Raw genomic sequence first — 21799 nt, 5'->3', positions numbered from 1 at the left:
TGTTCCTTATACGGTCAGGTCAGGAGCCGGGGACGGAGAGTGTGGGCGATCGTGGTGACCTCGTCCGACGGGAGCGCACGCCCCAGGTAGGCGTGCGCACCGCCGAACTTCTCGAGCAGGTCGAGCATCTCCTCGACGTCGGACGCCCGGCAGGTCAGGTCGGGCTCGACCGCGAGCCCGTTCGACGGCTGACGGCGCCGGGTCTCGAGGTAATCCACATTGGTCTGCAGGTAGTCGGCGACGACCTCCTCACGGGGTGCGCCGATCAGGCAGAGCAGGAGTGCGACAAGCATGCCGGTGCGGTCGCGACCGCCCTGGCAGGTGATGACGACTGGGCCGGGGAGCCCGGCGAGTGCTTGCAACGCGGCGGCGAACGACGCGAGCCCCGCCGTGATCGCGGTGCAGTAGAGGCTGCCCCACGTCGCGCGACCCGCAGCGATCTCGCGCACCGAGCCGACGGCCGCATGCTGGTCGAACGCGGCGTCGGTCCCGACCAGCGGGAAGGGCACGATCCGCCAGCCGTGGGGCAGGCAGCGGGCCCGGTCACGCGCCCGTTCCTCGTCGGTACGCAGGTCGAACCAGGTGAGGTCTGGGGGGCACGCGGCGATCTCCTCGTCGGTCGCGAGGGAGAGCGCGGCGGCCCGATAGAGTCGATCGTCACGATCCTGCCGGCCCTCCCCGCGGCCTTGGAGCAGGACGGGACGCCAGTTGGGAGGCATGGTCGGACGCTGCACTCCCCGAGACTGACAAAGTGGCAGAACTGCCAGTTTGTGCGAGTGTGAACTCCCGTCAAACGTCCCCCGAATGGATGACGCGACGGCGGCCCGCAGGATCGACGACCACAGCAGGAGGGTGGGGCACATGGCCGTGCAGACCGGCTCCCGTGCGCAGAACAAGGCCGAGACCCGGCTCGCGATCCAGCGCGCCGCGGTCGAGCTGTTCGAGGAGAAGGGCTACGACGCAACCACCGTGGACGACATCGCCCGCCGGGCCGACGTCGCGCCGCGCACCTTCTTCCGCTACTTCCCCAACAAGGAGCTGACGCTCTTCAGTGAGGACATCTCGTTCCGGCTCGCCACGCTGGTCACCGAGGCGCCCGCCGAGCTGGACGCGCTGGCTGCCCTGCGCTGGGCCGCCACGAAGCTGATGGACTACGAGTCGACGTCGCTCGACCGGCGCCGCCAGTACCTGCGCCGCAAGTTCAGCGACCGGCCCGCCATCGAGCGCCACCTCGCCCACCTCTACGACACGCTCGGCACCCGCCTGCGCGACGCCTTCGCCACCCGCCTCGGCTCCGACGCCCACACGGACCTGCGCCCCGACGTCCTCGTCGCCGTCTACCTCGGGCTGGCCAGGGAGTTCGCCAAGGAGGAGCAGCCGGTTCCGGAGCTGATCGAACAGTGGTTCACCGCCGTGACCGCGCTGATCTCCTAGGCCGAGGCGCCGCCGCCCGGTGCAGCGAGACCCACTGCTGCGCCGTCAGATCACGCGCCCGGACCGTGCTGGGCAGGTCCTCGTTCGCGGCCCAACGGCGCGCCGCCGGCACCACGTCGCGCACCGCATGCACCAGCCGGTGGCCGCGGAACGCCGCCGTCACCAGGCGCTGATAGGCAGCCCGCTCACCGGGAGGCACGAGCGCGGTCGGGCGCCGGGCCAGCAGGAGGATCCCGCCATCGACGCTCGGACGCGGCCGGAAGGCCGCCGACGGCACACGGCCCCCGAGCGCGAAGTCGTACCAGGGCCACCAGCTCGCGGTGAGCAGCGTCGTGCCGCCGATCGCGGCCCGCTTGCGCGCCACCTCCCACTGCAGCAGCAGCGCCGCGCTGCGCCAGGTCCGCTGCCCGAGGAGGTGGCGCAGCAGCGGCGTCGTGATGCCGAACGGGACGTTGGAGACGACGTGGTGCGGCTCGTCGAGCCGGTAGGACAGCATGTCGCCCCGCACGACCCGGACGCGGTTGCGGAACCGGCCGCGCAGCCGCTCCGCCCGGCGCGGGTCGATCTCGACGACCGTGACCTTCTTCGGCCGGTCCGCGACCAGGCGGTCGGTGATCACGCCGTCGCCGGGCCCCAGCTCGACCACGGGCAACGGGTCGCACGGCACATAGCCGACGAGATGGTCGACCACGCGTCGGTCGACGAGGAAGTTCTGGCCGAGTTCATGGCGGCCGCCGACGTCGCGGCGGCGCCCCGGGATGGTCCCGACGGGCATGTTTGACCTGCATTTCGCATCGATCGGGCAGAAGCGTCGATCGGGGCGACACGTGCGACGGCCGGACGGCCGATGTTCAGCGGTGCGACGCCCCGGGAGCGTTGCGGATCCGCCCGTAAATGCTGCAGGCCATGGGACTCACGGTAGCAAGCCGTGTGACTCCGGGCAGGACCCCCTAGCCAACTACTGGCACAAATGCCACGATCTCGCCGTGACGCAGGACAGTCGCACGCGCCAAGCCCGCCCGACCCCCGAAACCCGACGCGTGCTGGTGACCGGCGGCGCCGGATTCATCGGCTCGGCCTACGTCCGCATGCTGCTGGCCGACCCCGTCCGCCCGATCGCCGTCACGGTGCTGGACAAGCTGAGCTACGCCGGCAACGTCGGCAACCTCGAAGCCGTTCGGGCCGACCCCCGCCTTCGCTTCGTTCACGGCGACATCCGCGACCTCGCCCTCGTCGACCAGCTCCTCCCGGGCCACGACCAAGTCGTGCACTTCGCCGCCGAGTCGCATGTGGACCGCTCCATCGACGCCGCGGCCGAGTTCGTCTCCACCAACGTCGGCGGAACACAGACCCTCCTCGACGGCGCCCTGCGGCACGGCGTCCGCACCTTCCTCAACGTTTCGACAGACGAGGTGTACGGCTCGATCGACACCGGGTCCTGGCAGGAGACCGAACCGGTCGCGCCGAACTCGCCGTACTCTGCCACCAAGGCGGGCGCCGACCTGCTGTGCCTCGCCTACGCGCGCACCCATGGCCTGGACGTCCGCATCACCCGATGCTCGAACAACTACGGGCCATTCCAGTTCCCGGAGAAGGTCATCCCGCTGTTCGTGACCAACCTCGTCCTCGGCCGCCGCGTGCCGCTCTACGGCGACGGTCTCAACGTGCGCGACTGGCTCCACGTCGACGACCACTGCCGCGGCATCGAGCTCGCGCTCCAGCACGGCCGTCCCGGCGAGATCTACAACATCGGCGGTGGGACCGAGCTGTCCAACCGCGACCTCACCAAGACGATCTTGGAGCTGCTCGGCACCGGGCCGGACATGATCGAGCCGGTCACCGACCGCAAGGGTCACGACCGGCGCTACTCGGTGGACTGGAGCAAGGCAGCCCGCGAACTCGGCTACGCGCCGCGGCGCACCTTCACCGAGGGTCTGCGTGCGACCGTGGACTGGTACCTGGACAACCGCGACTGGTGGGCGCCGCTGCGCGGGCTGGAACCGGTGGCGAGCACGGAGTGAGGTTCCCCCGCTTGCTCGGAGATCGACAATCATGGCCGAAGGGCCGTGTAAGGAGTCTCCGTGGCAGCACCGAAGAAGTACCCCGATGAGCTGCGTGAGCGCGCGGTCGTCTCTACCGGGAGTCCGACCCCAAGCCGGTGATCCGGCGGCTGGCCGAGCAGCTGGGGCGTGCACCACGAAGCGCTGCAACTGGATCCGCCAGGCCGAGGCCGACCACGGCGAACGCCACGACCACCCGACCACCGCCGAAATCGAGGAATTGCGCCGGCTGCGCAAGGAGAACACTGAACTGCGCCAGGCCAATGAGATCCTCAAAGGCGGCGAAGCTTGGACTCAACCGGTCAGCGCAACAGTGCCCCGAATCTATCAGCCGGGGTGTCGAACTCGAGAGTCTTACACGGCCGGGTGTTGAGCCGCTGAGCGACATCGTCGAGTTGGGGCCTGGGCCCAGGTCAGCGACTTGCGAACGTGCTCGGGCAGTCGGCCCATCTGCCGGGACAGCTGATGGGCGACGGTGTTCATGTCACGCACGCCCAGAGCGACGAGCACGGTGAACCGGGTCGTGCGCTCGACCACGGTGGCGATCTGGGTGGTGCCGCGCCCGAGCAGCAGTCGGTGTGACACGAAGGCCTCCGGTCGGTGAAGCGGTTCCTAGACAGTTCCACTTCACAACCGGAGGCCTTCGTCTGTCAGTAACACTCACCGATCCCCGGGCGGTACAACCTCCCTGGACATCATAGCTAGCCGTTACCTACTGGCCCGCTGTGAAACGACGTTCGAGCGATTGTCACCTCGGCGACGGATCTGTGTCGGGGCCGTCTTGGGTCGCTGCCGACCATTCTCGGGGCTGGGGCTGCCGGTCGACTTCCGTTGGACTGCGGCGATGCTGGGTGAGTAGGACGCCGGTGCTGCTGGCGAGGATGAGGCCGATTCCGAGCAGCGTCGCTGGGGTGGCAGATGCCCCGGTGACTATCAGGAGTGTCGTGGACAGCAGGGGGGTCGCGTAGCCGAGCGGGCTGAGGGTTCGGGCGCCGCCGTGCGACATCGCGACCGTCCACAGCCCGTAGCCGGCGGCCATGGGGCCGAGCCCGATGTAGGCGGCCGCGGCCATCCCTACCAGCGGCGGCGAGGGGGCGCCGCTGATCGCTACGAGCATCGCGGCGCCGATGACGCCGACGATTGTGGCGGGCAGCAGCAAGTCGGCGACCGGGACGCTCACGCGTCCGGAGCCGAGGGTGTAGGCGGTCATGCACACCGCCGAACCCAGCGCGGCCACGTATCCCCACATCGGCGAGGTCCCGAGTGCGGCAGCGTTGTCGCCGGTGTCGGCCGCACCGGGGGAGATGAAGATCAGGGCGACCCCGGCGAACCCGAGCACGGCCAGGCCGGCACCGCGCAGCGCCGACCGGTCGCGGCGCACGATCAGAACGGCGAGCGCGGCCAGCAGTGGCCAGCCGTAGGCCAGCACGTTCGCCGCGACGATCGGGGCCAGCGCGAACGCCGTGTACTGCAGAAAGATCGTCCCGGTCAGACCGACCACGCCGACGACCAGCACCCACGGACCCGCACCGGCCACTCCGCGTGGTCCTGCGGTCCGACGACGAGAGTTCCGGTGGGCAACGAGCCGAACGGCCAGGAACACGACGGCGGCGCTGCCGTACTGGACCAGCAGCAGCCATTCCACCTGCATGTGAGCCAGTGCTACCCCGGCGGCGTAGGCATTGGTCGACCACAGCACCACCGCGCCCAGCGCCGCCAACACCCTCGGATCTCGAACCACCCGCCCACGCTAGTTAGCAAATTAGCTATGTAGCAATATAGGGGCATGGACGTTGTTGTCGTGGCCAAGGCGCTGGCTTCTCCTGTCAGGGTGGCGATCTTGGAGTGGCTCAAGGACCCGGAGCGGCACTTCGTGTCGCGGCGGGCGGGCGATCTGGCCCCGGCGGGGGTGTGCGCGTCCCTGATCGCGGAGAAGGCCGGTATCGCCGCTCCTACCGCTTCTCGACACCTCGACGTGCTCCGACGTGCCGAGTTGATCGACACCGAGCGCATCACCGGCTGGAACTATCACCGCCGCAACCGCGACGGTCTGGCACGGGCGCGGAGACTGCTCGAACAGGTATAGCTGGCACCCGTTCGGTGTCGGTGAACGCTCTCGTTCGCGAGACACCGCGGCGGTCGCGGCGTTGCCTTCTCCGGCTGGACCTACCCCGACATCGACACCGACCCCCGGCTCTGCGCGGCGATCATCGACCGGCTCACCTTCGCCGGGCTGATCATCGAGACCGGCACCGACTCCTACCGCCTCGCTCACGCCAAGGCCCAGCAGGCAGCGACGGAAGCCAGCGCCTGACCTCTTCGGACATCGACCCTGGCGCGGCAGTGTCGCATCGCGATATCGTTATCCGATATCGATCGCACGGGAGGTGGTGGGTCGTGGCCAGTGTCGGAGTGCGCTACCTGGTGTCTGACGTCGCCGCGGCGGCGGCGTTCTACACGACGTGGTTGGGGTTCACAGTCGAGTTCGACGCCGCCCCTGGGTTCGCGGTGGTGACCCGCGGCGAGCTGCGGTTGATGCTCAACGCCGTCGGCGGTCCGGGTGGGGCGCAGCCGATGCCGTACGGGCAGGTTCCCGAGCCGGGCAGGTGGAACCGCATCCAGCTCGAGGTCGCCGACCTCGAGGCCGAGGTGACGCGCCTCGGTGCGGGTGGGCTGCGGTTCCGCAACGACATCGTCGTCGGCCGCGGCGGGTCGCAGGTGCTGCTCGAGGACCCCTCGGGCAACCCCCGTCGAGCTGTTCCAGCCCGCTTGAGCCGATCTCACCACCGCCGGCGCTGATGGACGTGGTTCGCGAGTTCGGCACCGCCGCGGTCCGTCTCCACGTGCTATACCACGCGGCCGAGGGCGAGGTCCACGGCGCCTGGATGGCCGCCGAGCTCGCCTACCACGGCCACCGCATCGCCCCGAGCACCCTCTACCCGCTGCTGCACCGCATGGAGCGCGCTGGGCTGTTGGTCTCGCGCACCGACGTCGACGCCGGCCGGCAGCGCCGGCACTATCGCGCCACCGATCAGGGCCGGGCCGTGCTCGCTGAGTGCCGCGCCGCGCTGGCCGAACTCGCTCACGAGCTCCTGCCCGACGACCAGCCCGACGCGTCCTGATGAGCCCCGAGCCCACCCCCGGACAGCCCGCCCACGACGGCCTGGCCCGCCGGCTCGGTGTCGGCGACGCAGTGATCCTCGGGATGGGGTCGATGCTCGGGGCCGGGGTGTTCGCCGCGTTCGGCCCTGCCGCGGCGGCTGCCGGGTCCGGGCTGCTGATCGCCCTCGCCGTCGCGGCGGTGGTGGCCTACGCCAACGCCACCTCCTCGGCGCGACTCGCCGCGATCTATCCCGCGTCCGGCGGGACCTACATCTACGGCCGCCGCCGCCTCGGCGAGACCTGGGGGTTCCTGGCCGGGTGGGGGTTCGTGGTCGGCAAGACCGCCTCCTGCGCGGCGATGGCACTGACGCTGGGCGCTTACGCCTGGCCCGACCAGGCCCGCCCGGTCGCCGCCGCGGCGGTCGTCGTGTTCACCGCGGTGAACTACCTCGGTGTCGCCAAGACCGCCCAGGTCACCCGCGTGCTGGTCGTGCTGACCCTCGCGGCGCTGGCCGCGGTCGTCACCGGCACCCTCACCGGACCCACCGCCTCGCCCGCGCAGCTGGTCAACTGGTTCCCGAACGGCCCCCTCGGGGTCCTGCAGGCCGCTGGGTTGTTGTTCTTCGCGTTCGCCGGCTACGCCCGCATCGCCACCCTCGGCGAAGAAGTCAAAGATCCCGCCCGCACCATCCCTCGCGCCATCCCACTCGCTCTCGGGATCGTCGTGGTCGTCTACGCCATCGTCGGAACGGCGGCGCTGGCCGCCGTCGGACCGGCCGCGCTGGCCAGCTCACCGACCCCGCTGGCCACCGCCGCCGACACCGGCAACGGTGTCCTGGCCGTGGTGGTCCGGGTCGGCGGCGCCATCGCCGCAGGCGGGGTGCTGGTCTCGCTGCTGGCCGGGGTCGGGCGCACCACCCTGGCTATGGCCCGCGACCGCGAGCTCCCGCACGGGCTGGCCGCGATCCACCCCCGCTACCGGGTGCCGCACCGGGCGGAGGTCGTGATCGGCGCCGTCGCGCTGGCGCTGGTGCTGGTATTCGACCTCCGCGCGGCGATCGGGTTCTCCAGCTTCGCGGTGCTGGTCTACTACGCCATCGCCAACAGCGCCGCGCTCACCCTGCCCCAAGGCCGAGCATCGACCGCGCTCGCGATCGTCGGCCTGGCCGGCTGCCTCCTGCTCGCCGCCACCCTCCCGCTGACCAGCGTCCTGACCGGACTCGCCGTCCTGCTCATCGGCCTGCTCGGGCGAACGATCCTCACCCGCCTACGGCCCCGCCCCTGAACCTCGGTGGGGCCAGATCAAGCCGTCCGGGCGGGGCCACTTCGGGTTGACACGCAGGCGGCGCTTCTCGCGCTGAAGGGGTTGGCGTCGGTTCAGTTGCTGTGAACGCAGCCGCAGCCGGTGATGGTCTTGGCTTCGAGGAGGGTCTCGCCGGGGTCGACGGTGTGCTCGTGGTCGGTACAGCAGGCGGTGACCCCACAGCACGCCTCACCGGTCGCGTCCGCGCTCTGGGGCATCTGTCCGGCGCGGGCCGGCCCGACGTCCGCGGTGCTCATCGCGCGGCGGACGGCGTGCAACACGCCGCCGGAGTCGTCGAGTCGGCCGGTGTCTGTTCGGTGGCGGTCGGGTCGTCCGAGTCGGGCATGGTGTCGGCGATCCCGCTGGTGCCGAAAGCCGGGGAGTCCTCTTTGACGGTGTAGACCTCCCACGGCTCGTTGCCCGGTCCGTGCACCCACACCTTGTCCTGGCGGGCGTAGCAACAGGTGGTGTCGTCCTCGACCTGGGTGAACAGGCCCAGCTCCGAGAGCCGCGCGGTGGCCTGGTCGACTTCGTCGGTGGTGGTGACCTCGACCCCGAGGTGGTCCATCACGGTGGGCCGGTCGGGCTCGCCTTCGAGCAGGACCAGCTTGAGCGGCGGCTCGGTGATCGCGAAGTTGGCGTAGCCGGGGCGGCGCTTGGCCGGTTCGACCCCGAACAACGAGGTGTAGAAGGCGATCGAGCCCTCCAGGTCGGCGACCCGCAATGCCAGCTGAACTCGAGACATGAGTGACTCCTGTGGTGGTGGTGGCGCACCGCCGAACCTTGTTTCGACAGCTGTCAATCCAGACCTTGCGCCTTGTTTCGTCGACTGTCAAGGTAGACGCATGTCGAATCAGGAACGGCTGTTGGTGAACCTGGCCGAGGTGGTCGGGTGTTGCGAGCCGCTGGTGCGGGAGCCGCTCTCGGCCGCGCAGTCGGTGGAGCTGGCCCGGGTGTTCAAGGCGCTCGGGGACCCGGTGCGGCTGCGGCTGCTGTCGTTGATCGCCTCCCATGAGGGCGGTGAGGCGTGTGTGTGTGACCTGACGGGGGCGTTCGAGCTGTCCGGGCCGACGATCAGTCATCACCTCAAGGTGCTGCGCGAGGCCGGTCTGATCACCGGTGAGCGGCGTGGCACCTGGGTCTACTACCGGGTCGCGCCGCAGGTCCTGCAGCAGCTCTCCGATGTGCTGATCCCGGCCAGCGCACCGGTGGCCGAGGAGACCTCGGTGTGAGCACCGAGAACCTGGCTGCTCCTGACGTCGAGCGTGGGGTCGTCGCCAAGCTCTCCACTCTGGACCGGTTCCTGCCGGTCTGGATCCTGGTCGCGATGGCCCTCGGGCTCATCGGGGGCCGGCTGATCCCCGGCCTGGGGGCGGCGCTGGGCGCGGTCACCGTGGACGGTATCTCGTTGCCGATCGCCCTCGGCCTGCTGGTGATGATGTACCCGGTGCTGGCCAAGGTCCGCTACGACCGCCTCGACACCGTCACCGGAGACCGACGCCTGCTCGTCAGCTCACTGGTGCTGAACTGGGTCATCGGACCGGCCCTGATGTTCGCGCTGGCCTGGCTGCTGCTGCCCGATCTGCCCGAGTACCGCACCGGTCTGATCATCGTCGGGCTGGCCCGCTGCATCGCCATGGTCATCATCTGGAACGACCTGGCCTGCGGCGACCGCGAGGCCGCCGCCGTACTGGTCGCCCTGAACTCGGTGTTCCAGGTGTTCGCGTTCGCCGCGCTGGGCTGGTTCTACCTGGTTGTGCTCCCCGGCTGGCTGGGGCTGCCCACCGCGGGGCTGGAGGTCTCCGCGTGGGACATCGCTCGGTCGGTGCTGATCTTCCTGGGGATCCCGCTGGTCGCCGGCTACCTGACCCGCCGCCTCGGCGAGCGGGCGAAGGGCCGCGACTGGTACGAGTCGCGGCTGCTGCCCCGCCTGGGACCGTTCGCGCTCTACGGGCTGCTGTTCACCATCGTGGTCCTGTTCGCGCTGCAGGGCGACGCGATCACCTCCCAGCCCCTGGACGTGGTCCGGATCGCGCTGCCGCTGCTGGCCTACTTCCCGCTGATGTGGGCCGGGTCCTTCGCCCTGGGCGCCGCGGTCGGGCTGGGCTACGCGCGCACCACCACGCTGGCGTTCACCGCGGCCGGCAACAACTTCGAGCTCGCCATCGCCGTCGCGATCGCCACCTTCGGAGTCACCTCCGGCCAGGCCCTGGCCGGAGTCGTCGGCCCCCTGATCGAGGTCCCGGTCCTGGTCGCACTGGTCTATGTCTCCCTCGCGCTGCGTCGCCGCTTCACCCCGCACCTGCCTGTCACCACGTCAGGGGCAGGTTCCACGTCCGATCCCGCAGGTCCTCCCACGCACCGGAGCCCGTGATGACCAAGACCTACCAGCGCCCTGACCTGACCATCGACCAGCGTCTGGCGGTCAAGACCGCCGCGGCGAACCTGCGAGCGGAGTTCGCGCAGACCTTCGGCGTCGAGACCATCGAGCGGTTCCTGCACTCCTCCTACGACGAGTTCGCCGGGCGGGCCACGGTCACCAACTACCTGCCACTGCTGGCCGAACGCTTTGCCCGCCAACGCCTGCGCGCGCTGGCCAAGGTGCAGGGACTGTCCACCGACGAGCGGCCCACGGTGCTGTTCCTGTGCACCCACAACGCCGGACGCTCGCAGATGGCACTCGGTTTGTTCACCTACCTCGCCGGAGAGCAGGCCATCGCCTGGTCCGGCGGCACCGAGCCCGGCAACACGATCAACCCGGCCGCGGTGGCGGCGATGGCCGAGATCGGCATCGACATCTCCACCGAGTTCCCCAAGCCCTGGACCGACGAGATCGTCCAGGCCGCCGACGTGGTCATCACCATGGGCTGCGGCGACGCCTGCCCCATCGTTCCCGGGCACCGATACCAGGAATGGGTCCTCGACGACCCCAACGGCCTCGACCTCGCGGCGACCCGCCCGATCCGAGACGAGATCGCCCGCCGCGTCCTCGCCCTGCTCGACGAGATTGGCGCCACCGCGCTGCACACCATCACCACGCACTGACCCGGCCCGCCGGTGAACCCGCTCTACTCGAGGAGTCTTCGTGCCCACCATCCCTGAGGTGCTGTTCGTCTGCGTGCACAACGCCGGGCGCTCCCAGATGGCCGCCGCCCTGCTCGACCACCACGCCGCCGGCGCGGTCACCGTCCGCTCGGCCGGCTCGGCCCCGGCCGACTCGATCAACCCCGCCGTCCGCCAGGTCATGGAGGAGATCGGGATCGACCTGTCCCGCGAGATCCCGACGAAGCTCAGCGCCGATGCCGTGAACGCCGCCGACGTCGTGATCACCATGGGCTGCGGCGACGCCTGCCCGATCTTCCCCGGCAAGCGCTACCTCGACTGGGAGCTCACCGACCCGGCCGGCAGGACCCCCGAGCAGATCCGGCCCATCCGCGACGACATCGACGCCCGCGTCCGGGCCCTGCTCACCGAGCTCGTCCCCGCCGCCGCGACCTGACCGTGGTAGGTAAGCGACGCGCCCTGGCCGGCGCGGTGCTGCTCAACCTGGCCGTGAGCCCGCTGTTCGTCTGGGACGTGTTCACCACCTCCGTGGCCCGGGACCTCGGGGTCGGGCAGGCGCAGCTGGCCGGGGTGTTCTCCGCCGGCCTGGTGGCGTTCATGGCCGGGGTGCTGGTCGGGGGGCGGGTCGCCGACGTGGTCTCGCCGCGCCGGCTCGCCCTTTGCACCGCGGGCGGCGCCGTGGCCGGGCTGCTGGGTAGCGCGGCCGCGACCACGCTGCCCACGCTGGTCTTGGCGTTCGGTGTGCTGCTCGGCGGTTCGACCGGGCTCGGCTACGCCACCGCGGTCCGGGTCGCGGGCACCGTGGCCTCGGGGCACGGCCTCGCGCTGGGTCTGGTGGTCAGCGCCTACGCAATCGGTACCGCCGTCCTCGCCCCGGTCGCGGCGACGCTGCTGGTCACACTCGGGCGCGGCGGGACCTTCCTGCTCCTGGCCGGGGCCGTGGGCGCGATCCTGGCCGTCGCGACGGTGCTCGTGCCCGGGCACGCCGCCCATCCCCGCGCCGCACAACATGGGACGGCACGCTCCGACCCGACAGGCCCGAGCGGGCGCACCCGCCCGAGCAGGCCGGTGATCGCACTGTGGCTGGCGTTCGGGCTGGGCAGCGCACCGGCGCTGGCGGCCTTCGCCCAGGCCGGGCAGCTCTCGGGAACCGCAGGAGCCCTCGCGCTGGCGGTGACCCTGCTCAACGTCGGCAACTTCGCCGGCCGGCTGGTGGCCGGGCCGCTCTCGGACCGGGTGGGCCGGCCCGCGGCCCTGCACGCCAACTCCGCGCTGCTGCTGCTCGCGTGCCTCCCCCTGGCCGCGGGAGCAGACGGCCCGGTCGCGCTCGCGGCACTGCTCCTGCTCGGGACCCAGTACGGCGCACTGTCCACCCTCACCCCGGCGGCCACCTCGGACGTGGTGCCCCGCGAACGGTTCGGCACCACCTACGGGCGGGTGTTCACCGGGTGGGGGCTGGCGGGTCTGCTCGCCCCGGTGGCCGCGGCCACGCTGGCCACCACGATCGGCTACGACGGCGTCTACCGCGCCTTCCTCGCCGTCGCCGCCCTGAGCTGGGTGTGCGTGGCCATCTACGCCCGGCTCCTCCACAACCAGCGGCAACCCGCCGGCCAGCCACCGACATGAGCCCCGGCGGGCCGGCACCGGGGTTCGTCCCGATCGCACACCCGGACCATCGACGCACCTCACGGCGAGATCGTGGCCTGCACGATCGCGGAATAGAGCCCCTCGGTCAGGGCGTGGGTGCGGGTGATCGTGGCGGTGGCGAACCCGGCGGCGGAACAAACCGGCGCGGTACTGCTGCGCGGTGAGGGTGCCGACCGGGCAGCCGACCGCCCGTTCCGCGGCGGCGCGGGCACCGGGGTCCAGGTCGGGTTCGGCCAGGACGTCGGTGATCCCGAAGCGCCCGCCGGGTCGCAGGACCCGGGCGGCTTCGGCCAGAGCGCGCGGCTTGTCGACCGACAGGGTGAACACGCAGTTGGAGATGACCACGTCGATCACACCGTCGGGCAGCGGGATGTCTTCGAGGTAGCCCAGCCGGAACTCGACGTTGGCCGCACCGACCTCGGCGGCGTGCGCGCGGCCCAAGTCGATCATGTCGGGGCTCGCGTCGACGCCATAGACGTACCCGCCCGGCCCGACCCGGCGGGCCGAGAGCAGCACGTCCAGGCCGCCGCCGGCGCCGAGGTCGAGCACCGTGTCGCCGGAGTGCAGCTCGGCCACCGCGACCGGGTTACCGCACGCCATGCTGGCGCCGGCCTTCCGGGTGTGGATGTGTGGCCGGCTCGGCTGTGTCACCGAGCTCGAGCCACTCGGCCCCGGTGAGCGGTCCTGCCCGGCCTGCGGCGAGGTCTACGACGCCGAGACCGGTACGCACCTGCCCGATCGCCACCCCGACCGCGACGAGTCCGGCGCCGCGGCCGGCCAGTCCTGGGGCGAGACGGACGGCGACCGGTGACCGGCGCCGAGAACACCGCCGAGGACACGGCGGTCCCGGATGGCGGCCCGTCGGTGCTCGATGCCTCCGCCGTCCTGGCCTGGCTACGCGCCGAACCCGGCGCACAGGTCGTCGACGAACACCTCACCGGGGCCGTGCTGTGCGCGGTCAACCTCGCCGAGGTCCACCAGAAACTCGCCCAGCACGGCGTCGACGCCGACCGCGCCATCGCCCGCCTGCGCACCCTCGGCATCCGCATCGAACCCCTCGACACCGCCGACGCCACCATCGCGGCGAAACCGTGGCCCACCACCCGCGCAGCAGGGCTGTCCCTCGGCGACCGGTGCTGCCTTGCCCTGGCCGCCCGCCTCGGCGGCCCCGCGATCACCGCCGACCAGGCGTGGACCGGACTCGACCTCAACGTCACCGTCATAGCGATCCGCTAGAACCCGGGGTGGAGCATGCGGGTGAGCGGGGTGGCGAGGCCGCATTCGTTCGTATCCAGGGCGAACTCGACCTCGAGCAGGCCGCGCTGCTCGTGCGCTGAACACCCGAGTCGATCACGGCGCCGTGGGGCCTGAGTGGTGTCCGGCGGTCGGCTCCAGATGGTGGGCCGCTGGGTGTGTGGGCTGTCCCTGGGCCTGGACCACGCGGACCGGGTGCTGGTGTCTCGCTGTCGCGCGCCCGATGCGGCTCGGGTGGTGTTGTCCCTGGTCGAGGTCGGCCGGCGTCGGCGGTTGCGGTGAGGTCGGCGACCAGGCGGACGACCGCGTTGCGGATCTTCTGGCCCGGGGCATGACCGCGCCCGAGTCGTTGCGCCGAGGCGCTGGGAGCGGCCGTGCCCGGTCAGCTCAGGTAGTCCTCGACCTCGCTGGCCGGGCGCAGCGCCGCCTGGTCGGGGCTGCGGCCGGCCTCCTGCAAGGCGCGGCGTTGCCGCAACAGATCCCAGCACTGGTCGAGCTGGATCTCCACCGCGTTGAGGCGTTCGGCGTCGTCATGACCGTCGAGCTGGCCGTCGCCACGCCGAGCGCGCAGCGACTTCTCCTCCTCGACCAGGCGCTGGGATCCGGTCCAGCAGGTCCTGCTCCGATGTCACCCCAGGGCTCCTTCCGCCTCGGCAGTCTCTGCCCGGTCCGACCCGGCGCCGAGGCGCGGGTCGGTGATCAGACGGGTGCCTTTTCTGCGATCACGTCGACCGGCTCGACCGTCGGGTCGGCGAACAGGACCCCGGTGTTCTCCTTGAGGGCTTGGCCGACCTGGCCGGAGAGGTGGGTCTGGCGGCCCGAGTCGTCCGGGAAGGCGTCGTAGATGCCGAAGGACGAGGGCCCGAAGCGCAGAGCGAACCACCGCACGGTGTTGGGCTCCTGCTCCACGATGCCGAGCCCTTGCTGCAGGAAGTTCTCGACGTCGCTCTCTCGGCCGGGCAGCGCCTCGAGACGCACGAGAAGCCCCACGGTCACTGGTTGAGCCATGATTGATCTCCTTTCGATGGATGTCGTCGCGTGCCGGGTGCGGTCACGACGACAGCGGTTGATTCGGCGCGCCTGGCGCGCGGGCGGAACGGTCGGCGGGCTCGGGGGTCAGAACGCGGGTCAGAACGCGGCCTTGGCGGCCTCGACGACGATCTGGTCCTGCTCGCCGCTGCCGCCGGAGACTCCGACCCCGCCGACGACGTTGCCGTTGTTCCCGTGCAGCGGCAAACCTCCGGCGAAGATCATCACCCGGCCGTGGTTGGAGTCGCTGATGCCGTAGAACTGCTCGCCGGGCTGGGAGCTCGTCGCGAGGTCACCGGTCGAGGTGTCGAAGGCCCGCGCGGTGAACGCCTTGTTGATCGAAATGTCGATGCTGCCCATCCAGGCGTCGTCCATCCGGATGTGGGCGACCAGGTTCCCGCCCGCGTCGACCACCGCCACGTTGCTCGGAGACCCGATCTCGCGGGCCTTCTGCTCGCCCGCGGCGATCACCCTGCGGGCATCATCGAGGGCCACCGTCTCGACCTGTCTCATCATCTGCTCCTTCAGGGGGTCCGGTCGCCGGGGTTCGGCGATTCGGCCGGGTTGCTCAGCTGGGCTGGGCTGGGTTGAGGACGACCTTGGTCCAGCCGTCGTCACGGGCGTCGAAGTGCTGGTAGGCCTCCGGGGCCTGGTCGAGGGTCAGGTTGTGGGACACGATCCAGGACGGTGTGATCTTGTTTTCGGCGATGAGTTCGCGCAGGTGGCGGTTGTAGCGCTTGACCGGGGCCTGCCCGCAGCCCATCTGCTGGCCCTTGAACCAGAAGGTGCCGAAGTCGAAGCGGGCCTTGCCCTGCTGGGCGAGCTCGTCCGGGGCGCCGGGGTCCTGGGGGATGAACACTCCGACGGTACCGATGCCACCGGTGAACTTCACCGAGGCGACCAGGTTGTTGAGGGTCAGCGCGTTGTCCTCGTTGCCCTGGGGGTCGTGGGCCTGGTAGCCGACGCACTCGGCGCCGCGGTCGGCGCCCATTCCCTTGGTGTGTTCCATGACCTGGTCGACCGGGGAGCCCGTCGAGTCGTCGATCGGGATTGCGCCGATCTGTTCGGCTAGCTTGAGCCGATCGGGGTGGCGGTCGACGACCAGCACCTTCGCCGCGCCCTTCACCGACGCGGACAGGGCGGCCATCAGCCCGACCGGACCGGCCCCGTAGATCACGATGGTCTCGCCGGGGACCAGGCCGGACATCTCCACGGCGTGCCAGCCGGTGGGCAGGATGTCGGAGAGCATCGTGTAGTCGTTCTGCTTCTCCTTGGCGTCCTCGGGCAGGCGCAGGCACTGGAAATCGCCCCACGGGATCCGCAGGTACTCGGCCTGCCCCCCGGCCCAGCCGCCCATGTCGGCGAACCCGTAGGCGCCACCTGCCATGTCGGGTTCGTTGGCGGCCAGGCAGTAGTTGGTCAGTCCGTGCTCGCAGTTGCGGCAGTGCCCGCAGGAGACGTTGAACGGGACGGACACCATGTCCCCGACCCGGATCTTGTCGACGCCGCCGCCGACCTCGATGACCTCGCCGAGGTTCTCGTGGCCGAAGATGCGGCCCTGCTCGAAGTCGGTCCGGCCTTCGTACATATGCAGGTCCGACCCGCAGATATTGGTGGAAGTGATCTTCACCAGGACGTCGGTGGGTCGCTCGATGCGCGCGTCGGGAACGTCCGCAACGGAGACGTCGCGGGGGCCGTTGTAGACCAGTGCCTTCATCGCTAGGGGTCCTCTCGCAAAGGGGGTGCGTGTTCGGTCAACCCCGCCGGGGGCGTCTGCCCAGGGCCCGACGGGGGCGACGGCCAGGCCGGGGTCAGGCCGCGGTGGGTGCGGCGGCGAACTGGGCGACGATCGCGGCGCAGAACGCGGGCAGGTCGAACGGGGACCGGCTGGTGATGAACTGGCCGTCGATGCAGACTTCTTCGTCGACGACCTCGGCGCCGGCGTTGCGCAGATCGGTGCGGATGCTTTCCCACGAGGTGAGCCGTCGTCCCCGGATCACGTCCGCCTCGGCCAGGGTCCACGGGCCATGACAGACCGACGCAACCGGCTTCCCGGACTCGACAAGGGCCCGCACGAACTCCACCGCGCCCGGGTTGATGCGCAGCTGGTCGGGGTTCACGGTGCCACCGGGCAGCACCAGTGCGTCGTAGTCCCCGACCGAGGCGTCGGCGACGTCGCGGTCCACGGTGATGGTGCCCGAGGGATCCTTGTCCCACTCGCGGGCCCACAACGACCCGGTGTGGATCGAGAGCACCTCGACCTGGGCCCCGGCGCCGTAGAGCGCCCCACGTGGCAGGTCGAGCTCGACGCGCTCCACCCCGTCGGCGGCCAGGATCGCCACCGTGCGCCCGCGCAGTTCCTCAGCCATCACACATCTCCTTCGTTGTCGTCTCGATCGGGGCCTGCGGGCGGCCGGCCGCGGTCCGCTCGGTCCGCCTGGTCCGGGCGAGCATGCCCTCGAGGACGTCGGTCACGACCCGGCACTGCTGCGCGGGGCCGCGCTCGCGGACCCGGGCGACGAAGATCTGGGCGATCTCGTCGAGCTTGACGTTGGTGTGCTGGGAGACCCGGGTCAGCAGCGTGAACGCCTCGTCGGCGCTGATGTCGTAGTGGGCGACCAGGATGCCCTTGGCCTGCCCGATCACGTCCCGGTTGTGCAGGGCCTGAGTCAGGCCCTCCACCCGGTCCTCGAGCACGGTGATCCGGTACAGATCCGGCCCGACCGCCGTTCGGGCCGTGTCACCTCCCGGACGGTGGGTGGCGTGGTCCACGGCCCGATCGGGGCCGGCTAGCAGCGACGACATCACAGACGCGTTCCCTTCCGTGCTCGCGACAAACTCCCTGGCGGGTGCCGACCTCGCTGGAGTTCAAGGAGTTCGACGAGTTCCTGCTGGCGCGGGCGATGAGCACGACTCGCCGACGTTGTTGTTCCGGCTGGCGTGTGAGTACTTGATCTCGGTGCCAGCCCCACCTGGGTAGCGGCACCGGCTCGCCCACGAAGGCATCCGAGGCCCGCGCAGCCCCCCGGCACGACCCTGTTACGTCCGGTGACTGTCGGGCGACTATGAGGTGGGCGGGCCTCACGGGCCCCGGCGCGTGCGAGTGGGGGTTGGGGTGGATCCGGTGACGGTGATCGTGGCGGCGTTGACCGCGGGCGCGGTGGCAGGTGCGCAAGGCACGGCCGCTACCGCGGTGGGCGAGCTCTACTCGGGGTTGAAGGCGTTGATCGCGAGCCGGTTCCGCGGGAAACCGGCAGCCGAGGCGGCCTTGCGCAAGTTCGAGACAGACCGCGAGACGTGGAAACCGGTGCTCGAGGCAGAGCTGGTCCGAAGCCGGGTCGACGTCGACGAGCAGGTAGTCGCCGCCGCCCGCCGGCTGATGGAGGTGCACGACCCGAGCGGCGCCCAGGCAGGCAAGTACCGGATCGATCTGCGCGGCGCCCAAGGTGTACTGGCCGGTGACCACAACGTCCAGCACGTCACCTTCACCACCCCAGCACCCCAGCAGCGCGACACCCCGCCGCAATGACCCACGCCCCGGAGCACGAGCCCGACCATGACCCGGTCGATCCCTCGTGGAGGGAGGTCGATGCCCGGGGTGCCCAGGCGGTGCTGATCGGTGATCGCGGCACGCAGCACATCACGTTCGTGACGCCGCGCCCGGAGGTGTCCTGGCCGGTGCAGGTGGGCGTGGTCCCACCCGAAGCCGGGGCGTTCCAGCCGCGACCGGAGATCACGGCGGCACTGGACACGGCCATCGGTGAGGACGGCGCGGCGGTACTGACCCAGCTCATCGGACTGGGCGGGGTCGGGAAGTCCCAGATCGCGGCCGCACACGTACGCGCCCGCCGCCGTGAGCTGGATCTGCTCGTGTGGGTCAGCGCCACGACCCAGACCGCGATCATCGAGGCCTACGCCCGCGCCGCCCACGAACTCGGCCACCCCCCGAGCAGTGACCCGACCGACGATGCCCGCTGGTTCCAGGCCTGGCTCCAACAACCCGGCGACCCCGAGCAGCCGCGGTGCTGGCTGGTCGTGCTCGACGACCTCACCGACCCCGCCCACCTCCGCAGCTGGTGGCCCACCGGCCCACACGGCGGCTGCGTCATCACCACCCGCCGCACCGACATCCACGCCCCCGGCCGGGCCCGGGTCGTGCCGGTCGGGGTGTTCACCCCCGAGCTGGCCCACGACTACCTCGTGGCCAAGATCGCCGGCCCCGCCGGCTCGGCCCGCCTGGTTGAGGTCGACCAGCTCGCGGCCGACCTGGGATACCTGCCGGTGGCGCTCTCCCAGGCCGCGGCCTACATCGCCACCCGCGCCACGTCTCGGGCTGGGACGTGCGCGGGTTATCGGACCCTGCTCAACGATCGTCGGCGTCAGCTGGCCGAGGTGTTCCTCGACTCCGGCCTGGTCGACGACTACCAGCACACCGTCGCTGCGACCTGGTCGCTCTCGATCGAGGCGGCCGACGCCGAACACCCGGCCGGGGCCGCCCGCCCGCTGCTGGAACTGCTGGCCTACCTCGACCCCAGCGGCATCCCCGACGACATCCTCGACACCCCCGCCCTCACCACCCAACCGTCCCAACAGCCCGCAGGGGCGGCCGGTGAGCTACCGATCGCGGAGGCTAGCCGTGAGGCCTTCGACAACCTCGCCCGCTACAGCCTCACCGAGCACTCCCCTGACGACGGCCTCATCCGGGTCCACGCCCTGGTCCAACGCGCCACCGTCGACGCCCTGACCTCCGACCGCGCCAACACCACCGCACACGCGGCAGGCGACGCGCTCCACCAACTCTGGCCCGAGATGGAACGCGACACCGACCGTGCGCAGATCCTGCGTGCGAACGCGACAACCCTGTTCCACCGAGCAGGACAAGCCCTCTGCCGCGACGGAGTACACAGCGTTCTGATGCGCGCCGGGCGTAGCTGGGGCGAGACAGGCTTGGTGACCCTTGCCCACGAGTTCTGGAGCGAGCTCCACCACATCAGCCACACCCTCAACGGTCCGGACCACCCCGACACCCTCACCACCCGACATAACCTCGCGTACTGGCGCGGTCAGGCGGGGGACCCGACCGGTGCGGCAGCCGCGACCGCCGAGCTGCTCGACGACCAGCTGCGAGTGCTGGGACCCGACCACCCCGACACCCTCACCACCCGACACAACCTCGCGTACTGGCGCGGTCAGGCGGGGGACCCGACCGGTGCGGCAGCCGCGACCGCCGAGCTGCTCGACGACCAGCTGAGGGTGCAGGGGCCCGACCACCCCGACACTCTCATCACCCGACACAACCTCGCGTCCTGGCGCGGCAGGGCGGGGGACCCGGCCGGTGCGGCGGCCGCGTTCGCCGAGCTGCTCGACGACCGGCTGCGAGTGCTGGGGCCCGACCACCCCGACACTCTCATCACCCGACACAACCTCGCGGGCTGGCGCGGTCATGCTGGGGACACGGGCGGTGCGGCGGCCGCGCTCGCCGAGCTGCTCGACGACCGGCTGCGAGTGCTGGGACCCGACCACCCCGACACCCTCACCACCCGACACAACCTCGCGTCCTGGCGCGGCAGGGCGGGGGACCCGGCCGGTGCGGCGGCCGCGTTCGCCGAGCTGCTCGACGACCGGCTGAGGGTGCAGGGGCCCGACCACCCCGACACCCTCACCACCCGACACAACCTCGCGTACTGGCGCGGTGAGGCGGGGGACCCGGCCGGTGCGGCGGCCGCGTTCGCCGAGCTGCTCGACGACCGGCTGAGGGTGCAGGGACCCGACCACCCCCGCACCCTCACCACCCGACACAACCTCGCGGACTGGCGCGGTCAGGCGGGGGACCCGGCCGGTGCGGCGGCCGCGACCGCCGAGCTGCTCGACGACCAGCTGCGAGTGCTGGGACCCGACCACCCCGACACCCTCACCACCCGACACAACCTCGCGTACCGGCGCGGTCAGGCGGGGGACCCGACCGGTGCGGCAGCCGCGACCGCCGAGCTGCTCGACGACCAGCTGCGAGTGCTGGGACCCGACCACCCCCGCACCCTCACCACCCGACACAACCTCGCGACCTGGCGCGGTCAGGCGGGGGACCCGGCCGGTGCGGCGGCCGCGACCGCCGAGCTGCTCGACGACCGGCTGAGAGTGCTGGGACCCGACCACCCCGACACCCTCACCACCCGACACAACCTCGCGTACTGGCAGGGCAAGGCAGGAGGTCAGGACGGCAGTGCACGGTGATAGTCGCGAGTACCACGATGGGCACGCTGGGTGGTCCACGTAGAGGGTGCCGGTGGGTCCATCCACCCTCGCAACGGAGCCGTCCTGCGCGCGATGGGCTCTCAGCTCGTGGCGAGATCTCCGATGACCGGGCGGCACGCTCGCCCCACCTCCCCGGAGACCTTCTGCGCCTCCGGGATCAGATCCAGGAAGTACCGGTGTCGTTCGTCGCGGCCCTCGGTGACCATGTGCCTGGCCGAAAGTCGCCCACCGTCGGGATGTCGACAGCGCAGCAGCCGACGCCCGTACCCGGTCCCGGTCCACCGACTCGCGGCGCAGGGTCACCACCTGGCCCGGGGACCCGTGCAGCGGCCGTCGTCGCATCGGACCCGCCCGGGGGTCGAGGTCTCGCACGAGTCGATCCCCAGCACCCGCACGCGGTCGCTGCCCTGCACGACGAACGTGTCCCCATCCACGATCCGTGTCACCAGTGCCGCGCCGGCATCGGTCCCGAACCCGCTGACGCCGAACACGGCGGCGGCGGGTCGTTCGGGCTCGCCGGTCGGGGCCGGACCCCAGCTCGGGTGCCTGGAACGGGCCGTCGTCACCACCGGCGTGGTCGGTGGCCGCGAGTGCCGCCGCTCATCTGAAAGTGACCACTGCTGATCAGTGGAAGTGACCACCCTTGCGACCCGCC

Annotated in this window: 26 protein-coding genes and 1 pseudogene; 14 read left to right on the top strand and 13 right to left on the bottom strand. The window is 71.1% G+C overall.

Annotated elements, in window-relative coordinates; translation table 11 throughout:
• Positions 1-14: 14 nt before the first annotated feature.
• Positions 15-734 (bottom strand): tyrosine-protein phosphatase, encoded by a 720-nt coding sequence (locus ABD160_RS12690; RefSeq protein ID WP_344021844.1) that lies wholly within the window; start codon positions 732-734, stop codon positions 15-17.
• A 127-nt stretch (positions 735-861) separates the two neighbouring features.
• Here ABD160_RS12690 and ABD160_RS12685 point away from each other — a divergent pair, with 127 nt between their 5' ends.
• Entirely contained in the window at positions 862-1434 is a 573-nt protein-coding gene (locus ABD160_RS12685; protein WP_344021842.1) for a TetR family transcriptional regulator, read from the top strand.
• Here the strand turns inward: ABD160_RS12685 and erm are convergent.
• Positions 1406-2209: a 23S ribosomal RNA methyltransferase Erm gene (gene erm, locus ABD160_RS12680; RefSeq protein WP_344021840.1), complete on the bottom strand. Its 804-nt coding sequence runs from the start codon at positions 2207-2209 to the stop codon at positions 1406-1408. The two genes, ABD160_RS12685 and erm, sit on opposite strands and share 29 nt — an antisense overlap.
• Before the next feature lie 211 nt (positions 2210-2420).
• Here erm and rfbB point away from each other — a divergent pair, with 211 nt between their 5' ends.
• Positions 2421-3455 carry a dTDP-glucose 4,6-dehydratase gene (gene rfbB / locus ABD160_RS12675; protein ID WP_344021838.1) on the top strand — a complete coding sequence of 345 codons (1035 nt, stop codon included), beginning with the start codon at positions 2421-2423 and terminating at the stop codon, positions 3453-3455.
• 393 nt (positions 3456-3848) lie between these two features.
• On the opposite strand, the gene ABD160_RS12665 is transcribed toward rfbB, so the two are convergent.
• Entirely contained in the window at positions 3849-4079 is a 231-nt protein-coding gene (locus ABD160_RS12665; protein ID WP_344021836.1) for a hypothetical protein, read from the bottom strand.
• Positions 4080-4242: 163 nt separating this feature from the next.
• Complete coding sequence (locus ABD160_RS12660; RefSeq protein WP_344021834.1) at positions 4243-5235, bottom strand: DMT family transporter; 993 nt, start codon at positions 5233-5235, stop codon at positions 4243-4245.
• A gap of 45 nt (positions 5236-5280) precedes the next feature.
• Between ABD160_RS12660 and ABD160_RS12655 the strand changes: the two genes are divergently transcribed.
• The 4 genes from ABD160_RS12655 to ABD160_RS12640 all read left to right on the top strand — a co-directional run bounded on the left by ABD160_RS12655 (position 5281) and on the right by ABD160_RS12640 (position 7881).
• The gene (locus tag ABD160_RS12655) at positions 5281-5580 is read left to right on the top strand and encodes an ArsR/SmtB family transcription factor (protein ID WP_344021832.1); all 300 of its coding nucleotides are present in this window, start codon (positions 5281-5283) and stop codon (positions 5578-5580) included.
• A 326-nt stretch (positions 5581-5906) separates the two neighbouring features.
• Positions 5907-6293, top strand: a complete 387-nt coding sequence (locus ABD160_RS12650) for a VOC family protein (RefSeq protein ID WP_344021830.1) — start codon at positions 5907-5909, stop codon at positions 6291-6293.
• Complete coding sequence (locus tag ABD160_RS12645) at positions 6293-6616, top strand: PadR family transcriptional regulator (RefSeq protein WP_344021827.1); 324 nt, start codon at positions 6293-6295, stop codon at positions 6614-6616. Before ABD160_RS12650 ends, ABD160_RS12645 begins: the two co-directional genes overlap by 1 nt.
• Entirely contained in the window at positions 6616-7881 is a 1266-nt protein-coding gene (locus ABD160_RS12640) for an APC family permease (RefSeq protein ID WP_344021825.1), read from the top strand. The genes ABD160_RS12645 and ABD160_RS12640 overlap by 1 nt, the downstream gene beginning before the upstream one ends.
• A gap of 92 nt (positions 7882-7973) precedes the next feature.
• Here ABD160_RS12640 and ABD160_RS12635 read toward each other — a convergent pair whose 3' ends face one another.
• Positions 7974-8156 carry a hypothetical protein gene (locus ABD160_RS12635; RefSeq protein WP_344021823.1) on the bottom strand — a complete coding sequence of 61 codons (183 nt, stop codon included), beginning with the start codon at positions 8154-8156 and terminating at the stop codon, positions 7974-7976.
• Positions 8153-8644, bottom strand: coding sequence for an ArsI/CadI family heavy metal resistance metalloenzyme (locus ABD160_RS12630; RefSeq protein ID WP_344021821.1), 492 nt, complete (start codon positions 8642-8644; stop codon positions 8153-8155). The genes ABD160_RS12635 and ABD160_RS12630 overlap by 4 nt, the downstream gene beginning before the upstream one ends.
• A 100-nt stretch (positions 8645-8744) precedes the next feature.
• Between ABD160_RS12630 and ABD160_RS12625 the strand changes: the two genes are divergently transcribed.
• From ABD160_RS12625 to ABD160_RS12605, 5 genes are read left to right on the top strand one after another with little or no spacing between them, the layout of a single operon-like run.
• Positions 8745-9131, top strand: a complete 387-nt coding sequence (locus ABD160_RS12625; RefSeq protein ID WP_344021819.1) for an ArsR/SmtB family transcription factor — start codon at positions 8745-8747, stop codon at positions 9129-9131.
• Positions 9128-10273 carry an ACR3 family arsenite efflux transporter gene (arsB, locus tag ABD160_RS12620; RefSeq protein WP_344021817.1) on the top strand — a complete coding sequence of 382 codons (1146 nt, stop codon included), beginning with the start codon at positions 9128-9130 and terminating at the stop codon, positions 10271-10273. Before ABD160_RS12625 ends, arsB begins: the two co-directional genes overlap by 4 nt.
• Entirely contained in the window at positions 10273-10944 is a 672-nt protein-coding gene (locus ABD160_RS12615; protein WP_344021815.1) for an arsenate reductase ArsC, read from the top strand. The genes arsB and ABD160_RS12615 overlap by 1 nt, the downstream gene beginning before the upstream one ends.
• A gap of 40 nt (positions 10945-10984) precedes the next feature.
• A complete protein-coding gene (locus ABD160_RS12610; RefSeq protein ID WP_344021813.1) occupies positions 10985-11398 on the top strand; it encodes an arsenate reductase/protein-tyrosine-phosphatase family protein in 414 nt (137 codons plus the stop codon).
• Positions 11399-11400: 2 nt separating this feature from the next.
• The gene (locus ABD160_RS12605; RefSeq protein WP_344021810.1) at positions 11401-12588 is read left to right on the top strand and encodes an MFS transporter; all 1188 of its coding nucleotides are present in this window, start codon (positions 11401-11403) and stop codon (positions 12586-12588) included.
• 282 nt (positions 12589-12870) lie between these two features.
• On the opposite strand, the pseudogene ABD160_RS33325 reads toward ABD160_RS12605, so the two are convergent.
• Positions 12871-13209: pseudogene (locus ABD160_RS33325) on the bottom strand (methyltransferase domain-containing protein); the annotation flags it as partial.
• Between the two features lie 207 nt (positions 13210-13416).
• Here ABD160_RS33325 and ABD160_RS12595 point away from each other — a divergent pair.
• Positions 13417-13845 carry a type II toxin-antitoxin system VapC family toxin gene (locus ABD160_RS12595; protein ID WP_344021807.1) on the top strand — a complete coding sequence of 143 codons (429 nt, stop codon included), beginning with the start codon at positions 13417-13419 and terminating at the stop codon, positions 13843-13845.
• Positions 13846-14245: 400 nt separating this feature from the next.
• Here ABD160_RS12595 and ABD160_RS12590 read toward each other — a convergent pair whose 3' ends face one another.
• The 6 genes from ABD160_RS12590 to ABD160_RS12565 form a co-directional block, all read right to left on the bottom strand.
• Entirely contained in the window at positions 14246-14455 is a 210-nt protein-coding gene (locus ABD160_RS12590; RefSeq protein WP_425563613.1) for a DUF2630 family protein, read from the bottom strand.
• Between the two features lie 107 nt (positions 14456-14562).
• Entirely contained in the window at positions 14563-14871 is a 309-nt protein-coding gene (locus ABD160_RS12585) for a putative quinol monooxygenase (RefSeq protein ID WP_344021805.1), read from the bottom strand.
• Between the two features lie 120 nt (positions 14872-14991).
• Entirely contained in the window at positions 14992-15405 is a 414-nt protein-coding gene (locus ABD160_RS12580; protein WP_344021804.1) for a GlcG/HbpS family heme-binding protein, read from the bottom strand.
• Between the two features lie 55 nt (positions 15406-15460).
• Positions 15461-16609 (bottom strand): glutathione-independent formaldehyde dehydrogenase, encoded by a 1149-nt coding sequence (locus ABD160_RS12575; protein ID WP_344021802.1) that lies wholly within the window; start codon positions 16607-16609, stop codon positions 15461-15463.
• A gap of 94 nt (positions 16610-16703) precedes the next feature.
• The gene (locus ABD160_RS12570; RefSeq protein ID WP_344021799.1) at positions 16704-17261 is read right to left on the bottom strand and encodes a type 1 glutamine amidotransferase domain-containing protein; all 558 of its coding nucleotides are present in this window, start codon (positions 17259-17261) and stop codon (positions 16704-16706) included.
• On the bottom strand, positions 17254-17589 hold the full coding sequence (locus ABD160_RS12565) for an ANTAR domain-containing protein (RefSeq protein WP_344021797.1): 336 nt from the start codon (positions 17587-17589) through the stop codon (positions 17254-17256). Before ABD160_RS12565 ends, ABD160_RS12570 begins: the two co-directional genes overlap by 8 nt.
• Before the next feature lie 427 nt (positions 17590-18016).
• Here ABD160_RS12565 and ABD160_RS12560 point away from each other — a divergent pair, with 427 nt between their 5' ends.
• A complete protein-coding gene (locus tag ABD160_RS12560) occupies positions 18017-18421 on the top strand; it encodes a hypothetical protein (RefSeq protein ID WP_344021795.1) in 405 nt (134 codons plus the stop codon).
• The gene (locus ABD160_RS12555; protein ID WP_344021793.1) at positions 18418-21123 is read left to right on the top strand and encodes a tetratricopeptide repeat protein; all 2706 of its coding nucleotides are present in this window, start codon (positions 18418-18420) and stop codon (positions 21121-21123) included. The genes ABD160_RS12560 and ABD160_RS12555 overlap by 4 nt, the downstream gene beginning before the upstream one ends.
• Positions 21124-21799: the final 676 nt, after the last annotated feature.

The organism is Pseudonocardia kongjuensis, from assembly GCF_039526905.1.
In the GTDB taxonomy this organism is placed as follows: domain Bacteria; phylum Actinomycetota; class Actinomycetes; order Mycobacteriales; family Pseudonocardiaceae; genus Pseudonocardia; species Pseudonocardia kongjuensis.
This window is presented reverse-complemented; position numbering and strand designations above follow the sequence as displayed.

What these genes read in the sequence shown, in the direction of transcription:
- ABD160_RS12685 (WP_344021842.1), top strand. Translation starts at nt 862, where the DNA reads ATGGCCGTGCAGACCGGCTCCCGTGCGCAGAACAAGGCCGAGACCCGG.
- erm (WP_344021840.1), bottom strand. Translation starts at nt 2,209, where the DNA reads ATGCCCGTCGGGACCATCCCGGGGCGCCGCCGCGACGTCGGCGGCCGC.
- ABD160_RS12655 (WP_344021832.1), top strand. Translation starts at nt 5,281, where the DNA reads ATGGACGTTGTTGTCGTGGCCAAGGCGCTGGCTTCTCCTGTCAGGGTG.
- ABD160_RS12645 (WP_344021827.1), top strand. Translation starts at nt 6,293, where the DNA reads ATGGACGTGGTTCGCGAGTTCGGCACCGCCGCGGTCCGTCTCCACGTG.
- ABD160_RS12640 (WP_344021825.1), top strand. Translation starts at nt 6,616, where the DNA reads ATGAGCCCCGAGCCCACCCCCGGACAGCCCGCCCACGACGGCCTGGCC.
- ABD160_RS12635 (WP_344021823.1), bottom strand. Translation starts at nt 8,156, where the DNA reads ATGAGCACCGCGGACGTCGGGCCGGCCCGCGCCGGACAGATGCCCCAG.
- ABD160_RS12630 (WP_344021821.1), bottom strand. Translation starts at nt 8,644, where the DNA reads ATGTCTCGAGTTCAGCTGGCATTGCGGGTCGCCGACCTGGAGGGCTCG.
- ABD160_RS12625 (WP_344021819.1), top strand. Translation starts at nt 8,745, where the DNA reads ATGTCGAATCAGGAACGGCTGTTGGTGAACCTGGCCGAGGTGGTCGGG.
- ABD160_RS12615 (WP_344021815.1), top strand. Translation starts at nt 10,273, where the DNA reads ATGACCAAGACCTACCAGCGCCCTGACCTGACCATCGACCAGCGTCTG.
- ABD160_RS12585 (WP_344021805.1), bottom strand. Translation starts at nt 14,871, where the DNA reads ATGGCTCAACCAGTGACCGTGGGGCTTCTCGTGCGTCTCGAGGCGCTG.
- ABD160_RS12580 (WP_344021804.1), bottom strand. Translation starts at nt 15,405, where the DNA reads ATGAGACAGGTCGAGACGGTGGCCCTCGATGATGCCCGCAGGGTGATC.
- ABD160_RS12575 (WP_344021802.1), bottom strand. Translation starts at nt 16,609, where the DNA reads ATGAAGGCACTGGTCTACAACGGCCCCCGCGACGTCTCCGTTGCGGAC.
- ABD160_RS12570 (WP_344021799.1), bottom strand. Translation starts at nt 17,261, where the DNA reads ATGGCTGAGGAACTGCGCGGGCGCACGGTGGCGATCCTGGCCGCCGAC.
- ABD160_RS12555 (WP_344021793.1), top strand. Translation starts at nt 18,418, where the DNA reads ATGACCCACGCCCCGGAGCACGAGCCCGACCATGACCCGGTCGATCCC.